Origin of the sequence: Vibrio sp. Hal054 (genome assembly GCF_037162405.1) — a bacterium.
Lineage (GTDB): Bacteria > Pseudomonadota > Gammaproteobacteria > Enterobacterales > Vibrionaceae > Vibrio > Vibrio diazotrophicus.
This window is the reverse complement of record NZ_JARLUT010000001.1, coordinates 2,445,540-2,459,129: the sequence shown is the minus strand read 5'-3', so window position 1 is coordinate 2,459,129 and position 13,590 is coordinate 2,445,540. Positions and strand designations below refer to the sequence as shown.

15 protein-coding genes are annotated in these 13,590 nt (G+C 44.6%); 11 read left to right on the top strand and 4 right to left on the bottom strand.

The genetic code is table 11. From position 1 onward, the window contains the following. The first annotated feature begins 112 nt into the window (after nt 1–112). The 8 genes from nrdR (at nt 113) to pgpA (ending at nt 6,275) form a co-directional block, all read left to right on the top strand. Nucleotides 113–562 carry a transcriptional regulator NrdR gene (gene nrdR / locus P4S58_RS11420; protein ID WP_042480166.1) on the top strand — a complete coding sequence of 150 codons (450 nt, stop codon included), beginning with the start codon at nt 113–115 and terminating at the stop codon, nt 560–562. A 37-nt stretch (nt 563–599) separates the two neighbouring features. Beyond that, the gene (gene ribD / locus P4S58_RS11415; protein ID WP_337164030.1) at nt 600–1,721 is read left to right on the top strand and encodes a bifunctional diaminohydroxyphosphoribosylaminopyrimidine deaminase/5-amino-6-(5-phosphoribosylamino)uracil reductase RibD; all 1,122 of its coding nucleotides are present in this window, start codon (nt 600–602) and stop codon (nt 1,719–1,721) included. Between the two features lie 4 nt (nt 1,722–1,725). Next, nucleotides 1,726–2,382 (top strand): riboflavin synthase, encoded by a 657-nt coding sequence (locus P4S58_RS11410; protein ID WP_337164028.1) that lies wholly within the window; start codon nt 1,726–1,728, stop codon nt 2,380–2,382. 68 nt (nt 2,383–2,450) lie between these two features. Then, a complete protein-coding gene (gene ribBA / locus P4S58_RS11405; RefSeq protein ID WP_337164027.1) occupies nt 2,451–3,560 on the top strand; it encodes a bifunctional 3,4-dihydroxy-2-butanone-4-phosphate synthase/GTP cyclohydrolase II in 1,110 nt (369 codons plus the stop codon). Nucleotides 3,561–3,755: 195 nt separating this feature from the next. Next, nucleotides 3,756–4,226, top strand: a complete 471-nt coding sequence (gene ribH / locus P4S58_RS11400) for a 6,7-dimethyl-8-ribityllumazine synthase (RefSeq protein WP_042480155.1) — start codon at nt 3,756–3,758, stop codon at nt 4,224–4,226. After that, nucleotides 4,226–4,696: a transcription antitermination factor NusB gene (nusB, locus tag P4S58_RS11395; RefSeq protein WP_042480152.1), complete on the top strand. Its 471-nt coding sequence runs from the start codon at nt 4,226–4,228 to the stop codon at nt 4,694–4,696. The genes ribH and nusB overlap by 1 nt, the downstream gene beginning before the upstream one ends. A gap of 88 nt (nt 4,697–4,784) precedes the next feature. Then, on the top strand, nt 4,785–5,759 hold the full coding sequence (thiL, locus tag P4S58_RS11390) for a thiamine-phosphate kinase (protein WP_337164560.1): 975 nt from the start codon (nt 4,785–4,787) through the stop codon (nt 5,757–5,759). Nucleotides 5,760–5,768: 9 nt separating this feature from the next. Then, nucleotides 5,769–6,275: a phosphatidylglycerophosphatase A gene (gene pgpA, locus P4S58_RS11385; protein ID WP_337164023.1), complete on the top strand. Its 507-nt coding sequence runs from the start codon at nt 5,769–5,771 to the stop codon at nt 6,273–6,275. A 128-nt stretch (nt 6,276–6,403) separates the two neighbouring features. Here the strand turns inward: pgpA and P4S58_RS11380 are convergent, their stop codons facing one another. The 4 genes from P4S58_RS11380 to P4S58_RS11365 form a co-directional block, all read right to left on the bottom strand. Then, nucleotides 6,404–6,784, bottom strand: coding sequence for a DUF3461 family protein (locus P4S58_RS11380; protein WP_042480145.1), 381 nt, complete (start codon nt 6,782–6,784; stop codon nt 6,404–6,406). Nucleotides 6,785–6,945: 161 nt separating this feature from the next. Continuing rightward, a complete protein-coding gene (gene glnD, locus P4S58_RS11375) occupies nt 6,946–9,570 on the bottom strand; it encodes a bifunctional uridylyltransferase/uridylyl-removing protein GlnD (RefSeq protein ID WP_042480754.1) in 2,625 nt (874 codons plus the stop codon). Between the two features lie 138 nt (nt 9,571–9,708). Beyond that, nucleotides 9,709–10,569, bottom strand: a complete 861-nt coding sequence (gene map / locus P4S58_RS11370; protein ID WP_255209348.1) for a type I methionyl aminopeptidase — start codon at nt 10,567–10,569, stop codon at nt 9,709–9,711. A 31-nt stretch (nt 10,570–10,600) separates the two neighbouring features. Then, nucleotides 10,601–10,837 (bottom strand): hypothetical protein, encoded by a 237-nt coding sequence (locus P4S58_RS11365; RefSeq protein WP_156101997.1) that lies wholly within the window; start codon nt 10,835–10,837, stop codon nt 10,601–10,603. Between the two features lie 116 nt (nt 10,838–10,953). Between P4S58_RS11365 and rpsB the strand changes: the two genes are divergently transcribed. The 3 genes from rpsB to pyrH all read left to right on the top strand — a co-directional run bounded on the left by rpsB (nt 10,954) and on the right by pyrH (nt 13,583). Then, nucleotides 10,954–11,682, top strand: coding sequence for a 30S ribosomal protein S2 (gene rpsB / locus P4S58_RS11360; protein WP_042480140.1), 729 nt, complete (start codon nt 10,954–10,956; stop codon nt 11,680–11,682). A gap of 131 nt (nt 11,683–11,813) precedes the next feature. After that, a complete protein-coding gene (gene tsf, locus P4S58_RS11355) occupies nt 11,814–12,656 on the top strand; it encodes a translation elongation factor Ts (protein WP_042480138.1) in 843 nt (280 codons plus the stop codon). 201 nt (nt 12,657–12,857) lie between these two features. After that, nucleotides 12,858–13,583, top strand: a complete 726-nt coding sequence (pyrH, locus tag P4S58_RS11350; protein ID WP_042480135.1) for a UMP kinase — start codon at nt 12,858–12,860, stop codon at nt 13,581–13,583. Nucleotides 13,584–13,590: the final 7 nt, after the last annotated feature.

The following is a 13,590-nucleotide window of genomic DNA, read 5'->3' as shown; positions in this document are numbered from 1 at the left end:
GAAATGGGGCGTATAACGCCCCTTTTTGTTTTCTTAATATTAGTGATTCCTGTAAACTAGCCAAGGTTCCGTTCTGCTCGAAAAGTCAACGGAACCTTACTATGGAGGTGGTATGCATTGTCCTTTTTGTTCTGAAAACGATACGAAAGTCATCGATTCCCGTCTTGTGGCTGATGGACACCAAGTTCGTCGTCGTCGCCAATGTCTTGCATGTAGCGAACGTTTCACTACTTTTGAAACCGCAGAGTTAGTGATGCCAAGAGTCATTAAGTCGAATGGTAATCGCGAACCTTTTGATGAAGATAAAATGATTGGCGGCCTGCAACGTGCATTAGAAAAACGCCCTGTGAGCGCCGATTCGATTGAGCTTGCGATAAGCACGATTAAATCCAAACTAAGAGCCACTGGCGAGCGAGAAGTGCCTAGCCAGCTAATCGGTAACCTTGTTATGGATGCATTGAAAGAATTAGATAAAGTTGCCTACATTCGTTTTGCTTCGGTTTATCGTAGTTTCGAAGATGTACGTGAATTTGGCGAAGAAATTGCCAAGTTAGAAGACTGATTTCCAGCGCTCGAAATTCCCTGAATAAGAATAGATGATGCCGAAGTTTACCCCTTTTGATCACCAAATGATGACGCGAGCGATTAAGCTCGCTCAAAAAGGTCGCTTTACCACTGCTCCCAACCCTAATGTCGGTTGTGTGATCACTCAAGGCGAATCTATCGTTGGTGAAGGTTTCCATTACCGCGCAGGTGAACCTCATGCCGAAGTTCATGCCTTGCGTATGGCAGGCGAATCCTCTCGCGGTGCGACCGCTTATGTCACTTTAGAACCATGCTCTCATTACGGACGCACACCTCCATGTGCTGAAGGTCTGATTAACGCTGGCGTTTCTAAAGTCATATGTGCGATGCAAGATCCTAATCCTCAAGTCTCAGGTCGTGGTATTCAAATGCTACGTGATGCTGGCATTGAGGTAGAAGTCGGTTTGCTTGAAGCGGATGCGAAAGCGTTGAACCCTGCATTCATTAAGCGTATGCAAACAGGCATGCCGTTTGTCCAACTGAAAATGGCAGCTAGTATCGATGGTCAAACCGCGCTTGCTAACGGCAAGAGTCAGTGGATCACATCAAAACAGGCCCGCCAAAATGTTCAGAATTATCGAGCACAAGCAGGCGCAATAATGTCTACGAGCCAAACGGTTATTGATGATAATGCATCATTAACCGTGCGTTGGAATGAGCTGCCAGAAAGCGTAAAAGAGCACTATCCCGAAGCCGAATTGCGTCAACCCGCTCGCGTCATTTTGGACAGGCAGAATAAATTACATCCGCAGCTAGCACTGTATGCTTCTCACTCTCCTGTATTGCGAGTTAGTAATGAAAATGCTGAAGTCATCGTTGAAGTGAACCAATCAGGTCAGCTAGATTTGCGCCAAACATTCGCGACATTAGCCAAGACGCACAATATCAACCATATTTGGGTAGAGGCTGGAGCGACGCTTGCAAAATCTTTGCTTGAAGAGCAATTGGTTGACGAGCTTGTTTTGTATCTGGCACCTAAAATTATGGGTAGTGACGGTCGCGGTTTATTCGGCGCGTTTGGCTTAACGGATATGCAGCAAGTGCTGGAACTTGATATTAAAGATTGCCGGCTGGTGGGCTCGGACGTTCGACTTGTCGCCGTACCTATGCCAATAGAATCAAAAAGAAAAGATTAATCATATGTTTACTGGAATTGTCGAAGCGGTCGGCCAACTTACCGCAATCACACCAAAAGGCGAAGACGTTACCATCACTGTCAATGTCGGCAAACTGGATATGTCTGATATTAAGTTGGGTGACAGTATTGCGACTAACGGTGTGTGTTTAACTGTCGTGGACTTTAATGACACGAGTTACAGCGCTGACTTATCGCTGGAAACACTGAAAAAGTCAGGCTTTGCCGATTACAAAGCTGGCGACAAGGTGAACTTGGAAAAAGCCATGCTGCCAACTACTCGCTTTGGTGGACATATTGTATCGGGGCACGTTGATGGAGTTGGCGAGATCGTCGAGCGCAACATCGTAGGCCGAGCAATCGAATTCTGGGTTGAATTACCTGAAGAACTGAATAAATACGTTGCAGAGAAAGGCTCAATTACCGTTGATGGTATTAGTCTGACCGTCAATGATTTACGTAAGAACGCATTTAAACTGACCATCGTTCCTCACACCACTCAGGAAACCACGATCGATTCGTTCCAAGTCGGACGAAAAGTGAATTTGGAAGTGGACGTATTAGCGCGTTATCTAGAGCGTTTACTGCAAGGAAGAGAGCAGGCAAAACAACCTGAATCTCGATTGACGATGGAATTTCTGCAACAGAACGGTTTTGCTTAACTCTGTTCTACTTTAACCCGATTGACTTAACGGAAGTCGCCTAAGCGGCTAACAATAGGATAAGAATAATGCCAATCAGCACGCCACAAGAAATTATTGAAGATATCCGCCTTGGTAAAATGGTTATCCTGATGGATGACGAAGACCGTGAAAACGAAGGCGATTTAATCGTTGCTGCGGAACACATTACGCCAGAAATTATTAACTTTATGGCGACACATGGCCGTGGTTTGATCTGTCTGACTATGACCAAAGAGCGCTGTGAAAAGTTAGGCTTGCCACCAATGGTGCAAGACAACAACGCTCAGTACAGTACTGCCTTCACAGTATCGATTGAAGCGGCAGAAGGTGTAACTACGGGTATTTCTGCAGCAGACCGCGCTCGTACTGTTCAAGCGGCAGTGGCAAAAGATGCTAAAGCGTCTGATCTTGTACAGCCGGGGCATATTTTCCCGCTGACAGCTCAAGATGGTGGTGTTTTAGTTCGTGCAGGTCACACTGAAGCGGGTTGCGACTTGGCGCGTCTTGCTGGATTAGAACCTGCGTCTGTGATTGTGGAAATTCTTAACGATGACGGCAGCATGGCTCGTCGCCCTGACCTAGAAATTTTTGCAGAGAAGCACGGTATTAAACTCGGCACAATCGCTGCACTGATTGAACATCGCAATAACACAGAAACGACGATTGAACGCGTAGCTAAGTGCAAACTGCCAACAGAATACGGTGATTTTGAATTGGTTACTTACCGCGACATCATCGATAACCAAGTTCACTTTGCGATGAAAAAAGGCGATTTAACGGAAAAAGCGCCATTAGTTCGTGTTCATCTACAAGACATGTTTACAGACATTCTTCATAGCAACAGAAGCTCTGATCGCAGTTGGACTCTACAAAGTGCGATGAAACGTATAGCTGAAGAAGGTGGTGTACTGGTCATTCTGGGCAACGAAGAGTCGAGTGATCTTTTGGTTCACCGCATCAAAATGTTTGAGCAGCAAGACAGTGGTGATGCGCCAGCAATGGCTAAGAAGCAGGGTACGTCACGCCGTGTAGGAGTGGGCTCGCAAATTCTAGCTGACTTGGGGGTTCGTGATATGCGTTTGCTCTCTTCACCAAACAAAAAGTATCACGCACTAGGTGGCTTTGGTCTGAACGTTGTTGAGTACGTTTGCGAATAATCCAAAAAGCTAGGCGCTAAAATTAACCCGTAATAGATTTCTATTGCGGGTTAAATTTCATCTTTATTTTTAATTCAAGTGATTGAATGTCGGTTATTCATAACTACGCGAGCCAATTTCCATTAGATATAGCTCACAAACTTATGCTAGAATCCGGCGATTCTCACTTGATGAACCAGAGTTAAAGGAAAGCTTATGAAAGTGATAGAAGGTGGTTTCCCAGCACCCAATGCAAAAGTAGCGATTGTGATTTCTCGTTTCAACAGTTTTATTAACGAAAGTCTATTGTCTGGTGCCATCGACACTTTGAAGCGTCACGGTCAGGTGAGCGACGATAACATCACTGTGGTTCGCTGCCCAGGTGCAGTTGAACTGCCACTTACTGCGCAACGTGTTGCAAAAACAGGTAAATTTGACGCTATCGTTTCTCTAGGCTCAGTGATCCGTGGTGGTACACCACACTTTGACTATGTTTGTAGTGAAATGAATAAAGGTTTGGCACAAGTGTCTATGGAATTCAGCATTCCAGTGGCATTTGGTGTACTAACTGTTGATACAATCGATCAAGCTATTGAACGCGCAGGAACCAAGGCTGGTAATAAAGGTGCAGAAGCTGCACTAAGCGCACTTGAGATGATTAACGTTCTTTCTGAAATTGATTCCTAATGGGGGCCAGTGTGAAACCAGCCGCACGTCGTAATGCACGTCAATTTGCGCTACAAGCTATTTATTCGTGGCAAATTACTAAAGATAATGTTGCAACAATTGAAGAGCAATTTTTATCAAATGGTAAGTATGATGAAGAAGAGCATCACGCATCTGAACCAGCACTAGCTGCGCCAGAAACTGACGTTGTTTATTTCCGCGACCTTTTAGCGGGTGTCGTGCTTAACCACATGGAACTAGATAGCAAGCTAAGACCTTTTGTGTCTCGCCCAATGCAAGACCTAGATATGATGGAGCTAGCATTGCTCCGTCTTGCAATGTACGAGATGACTCGTCGTGATGATGTACCTTACAAAGTCGTTATCAACGAAGCGATTGAGCTAGCGAAAGTATTCGCAGCAGAAGATAGCCATAAGTTTGTTAACGGTGTGCTTGATAAAGCAGCGCCGCACGTACGTAAAAAATCGTAATTCGATTTAGCATATAAAGGTCAGCAATTGCTGACCTTTTTTATATCGTGAATATCAAATGTCTATTCGACAGGATTGGAATGACCGAATGTTTGGTGAATTTAACCTAATCGATAAATATTTTTCTGCTCGTCAAACTCAGCGTAAAGATGTCCATCTCGCGCTTGGGGACGACTGTGCAATTGTGAAAGCGCCGGAAGGTGTACGTATTGCTATCAGTACGGATACCTTAGTAGCGGGCACTCACTTCTTAGCAGATGCTAATCCTGCTTGGGTGGCTCATAAGGCATTAGCCTCAAACATCAGTGATTTAGCCGCAATGGGGGCTACGCCTGCTTGGGTCTCAATGGCGTTAACTTTACCTTCTATTGATGAAGCTTGGCTGAAGCCATTTTGTGACGCGTTTTTCGAACTCGCGAATTACTACAATATCCAGCTTATAGGTGGAGATACAACTAAAGGCCCTCTCAGCATTAGTTTGACAGTGCAAGGATTTGTACCGGATAACCGAGCTTTAACTCGTTCGGGCGCTAAAGTTGGTGACTGGATTTATGTCACAGGTGAACTGGGTGACAGTCAGGCAGGGCTAAGTGTTGTGCTTGATGCTGAGAAAAGACACGAACCTTTCGCTTTGGAGCTGGAAAAACGTCATTATATCTCTCACCCGAGAGTCTTGGCGGGGCAAGCTCTATTGAACATCGCTTCGTCCGCGATTGATATTTCTGATGGTCTTATTGCAGACTTAAAGCATATTTTGAATCGCTCACAAGTCGGCGCTTCTATTGATACCAGCCTGTTGCCTATCTCCAAAGAACTCATTCAATTCCTTGGTGATATTTCTGACGCTCAAAAATGTGCTTTAACCAGTGGCGAAGAGTACGAGTTATGTTTTACTGTGCCAGAACAGAATAAAGGTTCGCTTGAAAGTGTGCTTGCGCATACGGGCACCAAGGTGACCTGTATCGGTCAAATTCGACCTCATGGCACATTTGAACTGCACAACAAAGGTAAAAAGCTGAATTGGTCACTGGAAGGATACGATCATTTCAAGGCTGATGTATAAGGTAGAAGTATGACGAATCCTAAATCACTCATCTCATTAAGTAATCCTTGGCATTTGCTAGCTACCGGTTTTGGAAGCGGTTTGTCTCCAATTATTCCTGGCACGATGGGTACACTGGCTTCAGTTCCGTTCTACTTGTTACTTGTGCAGTTGCCTTTATGGTTGTACGTGGCTGTGGTGGTGGTTGCCAGCATCGTAGGGATTAAAATTTGCCAAATTACTTCCGATGACATGAAAGTGCATGATCATGGCTCGATTGTCTGGGATGAATTCGCAGGTTTTTGGATCACTATGCTGGTGGTGCCTATGTTTAATCTGCCAGTTTTCGATTGGAAATGGCTTGTAACTGGCTTTGTCTTGTTCCGCTTTTTCGACATGGTAAAACCTTGGCCAATAGGCTGGCTAGACAAACGTGTTCATGGCGGGCTAGGCATCATGATTGATGATTTAGTGGCGGGTGTAATGTCCGCTGTTAGTCTTGGACTGATTGGCTATTGGGCGGGGTGGATGGCCTAGTCTCTCGGCATTCTTGCGAAGGCAAAAATCTACGAACAGCGCATGACTATTAGATTCCAGCTTTTGCAGTAATCATAGAAAAAATCAAGGTTCCCATTGGGAACCTTTTCTGTTTATAACCGTTGAGTTTACAGTTTTTCGAGGTCTGCTTCGATTTCCGCTATCTTGCTTGCGACCACTTTTTCCAAGTGGCGAAGATCTTTCAATATCTTCTGTTTAACATCGATTTCTTCTGGTGTCTCATGTCGGGTTATTTTATTGAGCTCATCAATAATCAACGTTAAGTTGCGGTTGATTTCTGTGACCTCTTTATATTGATGACTTCCACTGTCAACCAAAACGCTTTTTTTCTGCCTTGGGTATTTGAATTTTACACTTTTGGCGAATAATTCGCCTTTTTGCTTCTTAAAGTAGATTTTTAACACATCTTTTTGCGCCTCTTGGCGTAAAGAGTAGCGTTCTATCTGGCTAGGATCATGAATTCCTAAGCCATTGAGGTGTGGAAACATAAGCGACCTCTAGGTTTGTGTTTTACATCAATTTTATAGGGTCTGAGTAGTTTGAAATTTAGACAGACCCTGAGGTAAATGTAGCAGCCTCGAAGTGTGTTAGATAGCTGATTTTGCTTAAATAGATCAAGTTGTGGACAAGATCGCTATTTATCACAGTTTCAATCTGGTGCTAGCTCTGAGACGTTCTCGATTAATCTTTCTCGTAACAGAGCTTCTTCTTCTTCACTTAATTTGTTGCCTTGTGGACTGGTTAAGATGAATAAGTCTTCTGCGCGTTCGCCCATTGTAGTGATTTTCGCAGCGTGCAGATCCAAATTCAGTTCGGAAAAGGTAGCACCAACAGTCGCTAGCAACCCAGGAGTGTCAAGAGCGACGAATTCCATAAGCGTGCGCTTTTTACTTCGGGTCGGCAAAAAGTCGATAGTGGTTTTTACTGTAAAATGCTTCAGCTGACGAGGAAGTCGACGTGTTTTCAGTTCGAGAGCGCTTTCGCTTTTTAGCACGTTAACGATGTGCTTACTGAGAGCCTGATGACGAGCTTCTTCAATCACGGAACCATTCTGATCTAGTACCATGAAGGTATCGAGCACATAGCCATCTTTGCTTGTCATGATCTGTGCGTCATGGACGTTAAGGTTGCGTCTGTCCAACTCACCAACCACTTTGGCAAAGAGGGAAGGTTGGTCTTTGGTGTAGACAAAGATCTCTGTACCGCCGCGAGGCGCACGTTTACTCAATATCACTAATGGTTGCGTTGGATCTTTGTGGCGAAGTAAATGAGTACAGTGCCATGCGATTTGTTTGTGAGTATGACGCAGGAAATAGTCCGCCTTGAATCTTTGCCAGAGTAACTCAATTTCTCTGCTGCTAAAGCCTTCTTTACGTAACAAAGCGGAAGCAAGCTGTTGGTTGTGACGAATACGGTCACGTACATCTACAGGGTTTTCTAATCCACGACGTAGTGCGCGTTGAGTTGAATAGAAAAGCTCTGCAAGCAGGGTTCTTTTCCAGCTATTCCACAGTTCTGGGTTGGTTGCACAGATATCTGCAACCGTCAGGCAAACTAAATATTCCAAGTATTCTTCGTCACGGACTTTTTTCGCAAATTCGATGATGACTTCAGGATCGTAAATATCTCGGCGTTGTGCAGTCACAGACATTAAAAGGTGATTGAGCACTAACCAAGATACAAGTTTGGCCTCTGGCTTTGACAACCCATGTTCGATACAGAAATCATAGGCTTCTCCCGCGCCGATCTCTGAGTGATCCCCACCTCGTCCTTTACCAATATCATGGAAAATAGCCGCAAGAATTAATAGCTCTTTTTTCTGCAATTTAGGATAGATTTCGCAACAGATTGGGTGTCTGTCATGATTTGCTGGATCGCCAAAGGTATTGATGTGTTTGAGAAGTCGAATACTATGCTCATCAACGGTATAAGCATGGAACAGGTCGAATTGCATCTGACCAACTATTTGGCTCCATTGCGGCAGATAAGCGGCTAGAACGCCCAGTTTGTGCATTAAGCTGAATGCTCTGTGCAACGCATTCGGATGACGCACAAGTTCCATGAACTTTTCGCGTGCTTCAGGGATGGTATGCAAGAACTTGTTCAATCGGCGGCGAGCAGTGCGTAACTGGCGCATGGTTGCCGGAGCCACACCATCAATGGTTGAGTCGTTAGCGATATGGAGAAACATGTCCAAAATTGTTTCTGGCCTTGCTTGAAACAGAGCAGGCTTTCTGGCTTCGATCAAGCTACCGCGACGTTGGAAATCTTCATCGAGGATGACGGGTTCACACTCTTCACCATTGTTCAAAATGGCTTGATCAAACAGCTTTAGCAGCATTTTGTTGAGTTCTGCAACTCGGCGAACCGTGCGGTAGAACTCTTTCATCATCATCTCAACCGCTCGGTTGCCTTCACCAGTAAAGCCCAAATGTTCTGCAACTTGTGCCTGCAAGCCAAATGTCAGGCGGTTGTCGTAGCGTTTGAGTTCCATGTGAAGGGCAAAGCGCACTCGCCACAAAAAGTCTTGGCACTCAACCAGCTCTCTATATTCCGCATCGGTTAAAAATCCGTAGCGGCTCATCTCATAAAGCGAGGTTGCGCCAAAGTGGCGGCGGGCAACCCAGCTTAGAGTATGAATGTCACGCAGGCCACCGGGAGTAGACTTTATATCTGGTTCAAGGTTGTAGGTGGTATCGTGATAACGTGCATGACGTTCACGCTGTTCTTGAATCTTCGCTTTGTAGAAGGTTTCGCTTGGCCAGAAAGATTCTGAATGAATCAGCATTTTCAAGCGGTGGAAGGTATCTTCACTGCCTGCTAATAGTCGTGCTTCTTGTAAGTTGGTTGCGACCGTCAAGTCAGATCTGCCTATCTCTGAGCATTCATCAACAGTGCGAACCGCGTGTCCCACTTCTAAGCGTAAATCCCAAAGTAGAGTAATAAATTCGCTGACTTTACGTTCTGTCTCTTCAGCGATTTTTTTGTTCGAGATGATCAAAATATCGATGTCAGAAAGTGGATGAAGTTCCCCCCGTCCGTAGCCGCCTACCGCGACTAAGCTAAGCTCAGGGTTGTCAATAAACCCGAAATGTTGCCATAAACGATGCAGGAGTAAATCCATATACTCTGAACGTCCTAAAACAAGATCAGCCACAGGGTGGTGATTCAAAAATTCTTGCTTCTGATACTGGGCAAAATGTTCAAGCTGTTGTTTTAGCTCACCGATGGTCAGTTGTTCATCAGAAAAAGTTAAAGGAGACTGAAAAGGCATAGTCAAAGCATCCATGCTGGTATCTCTTATTGAGATAACAAATAAGTACGTGTTGAAATGAATCTAACAGATACGAACAGATAAAAAAATATCCCTGAGAGCAGGGATATTTTTATCGGTATTCAATTTTAATTTCGCTTAAGCATTAACGAGGAAGCGAGGGAGTGATTCTTCTTCACGTAAGGTCAGAATTTCACAACCGTCAGCAGTGACTAAAATCGTGTGCTCCCATTGAGCAGATTTCTTGCCGTCTGCAGTGTAAACAGTCCAATCATCTTCATCATCTAAACGACAACCGAACTTACCAGCGTTAATCATTGGTTCGATGGTAAATGTCATGCCTTCACGAAGGATGGTGCGATCACTGTTCTTGTAGTGAACCACTTGCGGCTCTTCGTGGAACTCAGCACCAATGCCGTGACCACAATAGTCTCGAACAATAGAAAACTTAGTGCTAGGGTTGTTCTTATTGTTCGTTTTGATGTACTTCTCGATAGTTGTACCGATTTCACCAAGTTGAATACCCGGCTTCACTTTCTTCAGTGATAAGTACAAGCTTTCTTGTGCAACCATACATAGGCGCTTGTCCGCAGGAGATACATCACCCACTAAAAACATTTTCGACGTGTCGCCGTGGTAACCATCTTTGATAACAGTGATATCGATATTGATGATGTCACCGTCTTTTAGTACCGCAGGGCGAACCAATTGACCGAAAGTGGTATCTTGAGTTGCAGGAATACCATGACACACAATGTGGTTGATCGATGTACAGATTGACTTAGGGTAGCCGTGGTAATTGAGAGGTGCTGGGATTGCGCCTTGAACTTCGGTGATGTGTTTATGGCAGATTTGATCCAGCTCTTCAGTGGTCACACCTGCTTTTACATAAGGTTCAATCATTTCTAGAACTTCTGCGGCTAAGCGACCAGCAACGCGCATTTTTTCTATTTCTTCAGCATTCTTAATTTTTACAGACATCGGCTTTACTCTATATATTCGTGTTTGCACTTGGTGTGTGCTAATCGCGTTATTGTATCAGTGGAAAGTGGAAGCGCAAGAAAACACTCAAATAAGAATTGTTATGATCGCCTATAATGACTTCTAAGCGTTGAGCATTTATTGATGGATTTTCACCAGAGTGAGCGTTAGTCGCTGACAAGCGAGAGGCATTTTTTTCTAGCCATAAAGGTGAAAAATATGGTATAAAGCGCGCCGGAATCAGGGTCTGTTTTCTTCTATATAGGCGAATCAGATTTTGTTCCATTAACTTTTATCTTAAATCACACACATTCCGACACGTGTTCCGGGGTGCTCCAAGTATTAGCTTAGGAGTCGGATGCATGGGGGATGTGGAGGCCTAACCCCATAGAGGATTTTATAATGGCAACTGTATCAATGCGCGACATGCTGAAAGCTGGTGTTCACTTCGGTCACCAAACTCGTTACTGGAACCCAAAAATGAAGCCATTCATTTTCGGTGCTCGTAACCGCGTTCACATCATCAACCTTGAAAAAACTGTACCAATGTTCAACGAAGCTCTAGCTGAGCTAGTTAAAGTTGGCGAGAAAAAAGGTAAAGTTCTTTTCGTAGGTACTAAGCGCGCTGCATCTGAAGCTGTTAAAGAAGCTGCTCTTGCAAGCAACCAATACTACGTAAACAACCGTTGGTTAGGTGGTATGCTAACTAACTGGAAAACTGTTCGTCAATCAATCAAGCGTCTAAAAGATCTTGAAGCACAGTCTACAGACGGTACTTTCGACAAGCTAACTAAGAAAGAAGCTCTAATGCGTACTCGTGAAATGGAGAAGCTAGAGAAATCTCTTGGTGGTATCAAAGACATGGGCGGTCTACCAGACGCTCTATTCGTAATCGACGCTGATCACGAGCACATCGCAGTTAAAGAAGCAAACAACCTAGGTATTCCAGTATTCGCGGTTGTTGATACTAACTCTAACCCAGACGGCGTTGACTACGTTATCCCTGGTAACGACGACGCAATCCGTGCAGTTCAACTATACCTAAACGCAGCGGCTGAATCAGTAAATGAAGGCCGTAACAAAGACGTAGCTGTAGTTGCTGAAAAAGACGGTTTCGTAGAAGCTGAATAATAGCGGCTCCGAGTCTCACTTAGCGTATGAGTCAAAAACTGAAACATATGCTAGGTTATAGTTAGTATTGGGGGCCGATAATGTAGGCCCTCAATTTTTACCTTATCCAGAATTTAACTGAGGAATAGAGAATGGCTGTTACTGCTGCTCTAGTAAAAGAACTGCGCGAACGTACTGGCGCAGGTATGATGGAATGTAAAAAAGCGCTTGTTGAAACAAACGGTGACATCGAGCTAGCGATTGAAAACATGCGTAAGTCTGGCGCTGCTAAAGCTGCTAAAAAAGCAGGTAACGTAGCTGCTGAAGGTACTATCGCAATCAAAGAAGCAAACGGTGTAGCTGTTCTTCTTGAAGTTAACTGTCAAACAGACTTCGTTGCAAAAGATGCTAACTTTACTGCGTTCGTAAACCAAGTTGCTGAAGATGCACTAGCGTCTAAAGCTTCTGTTGAAGAACTACAAGCTAAATTCGAAGAAACTCGCGTTGCTCTAGTAGCTAAAATCGGCGAAAACGTAAACATCCGTCGCGTACAATATGTTGAGGGTGCTGCACTAGCTACTTACCGTCACGGTGAGAAGATCGGTGTTGTTGTTGCTGGTGAAGGCGACGCTGAAACTCTAAAACACGTTGCAATGCACGTAGCTGCTTCTCGTCCAGAGTACGTTAACCCTGAAGACGTACCAGCAGACGTAGTTGCTAAAGAGCGTGAAGTTCAAGTTGAAATCGCTATGAACGAAGGCAAGCCAAAAGAAATCGCAGAGAAAATGGTTGAAGGCCGCATGAAGAAATTCACTGGCGAAGTTTCTCTAACTGGTCAACCATTCGTAATGGAACCTAAGAAATCTGTTGGTGAAATCCTTAAAGAGCGTGGCGCTGCTGTTTCTACTTTCGTTCGCCTAGAAGTTGGTGAAGGTATCGAGAAAGCTGAAGGCCTAAGCTTTGCTGAAGAAGTAGCATTGGCTCAAAAAGGTTAATCCTTAGCGAATTGCTTATAAAAAGACCGTAGCCAAGGCTGCGGTCTTTTCACGAATAAGCTGGTGAATGTTTAGCACGCTCATTTGTATAACTCACGAAGTTATATAGTTCAGCCAGCAGCTTAACCGTGATGAATGTGCTTACTTGAGTAAGCCTATTCATGACTGTTAATCAACAACTCTCTTTGGAAGGTAAAGTCCATGACAACGAACCCTAAACCAGTATATCAACGTATTCTGTTAAAACTTAGCGGTGAAGCGCTTCAAGGTGAAGAAGGTTTTGGTATTGATCCAGCCGTTCTAGATCGTATGGCTCAAGAAGTGAAAGAACTGGTGGAGCTTGGTGTCCAAGTGGGCGTTGTTATCGGTGGCGGTAACTTATTCCGTGGCGCTGGTCTGGCGAAAGCGGGCATGAACCGTGTTGTGGGTGACCACATGGGGATGCTAGCGACAGTGATGAATGGTTTGGCAATGCGTGATGCACTTCACCGTGCGTATGTGAATGCTCGTGTAATGTCTGCAATTCCATTGAATGGTGTGTGTGACGATTACAACTGGGCAGATGCTATCAGCCAGCTACGTGGCGGTCGTGTTGTGATTTTCTCGGCAGGTACTGGTAACCCATTCTTCACAACGGATTCAGCTGCGTGTCTGCGCGGTATTGAAATTGAAGCGGATATCGTTCTAAAAGCAACGAAAGTTGATGGAGTGTTCTCGGCTGACCCTGTAGCTAACCCAGATGCTCAGTTGTATGATAAACTTTCTTACAACGACGTTCTTGAGAAAGAATTGAAAGTAATGGATTTAGCGGCATTTACATTGGCTCGTGATCACGGCATGCCGATCCGCGTATTCAATATGAACAAACCTGGCGCTCTACGCCGTGTGGTTATGGGTGAAGCGGAAGGTACGCTAATCAGCGCCTAAGTATAAT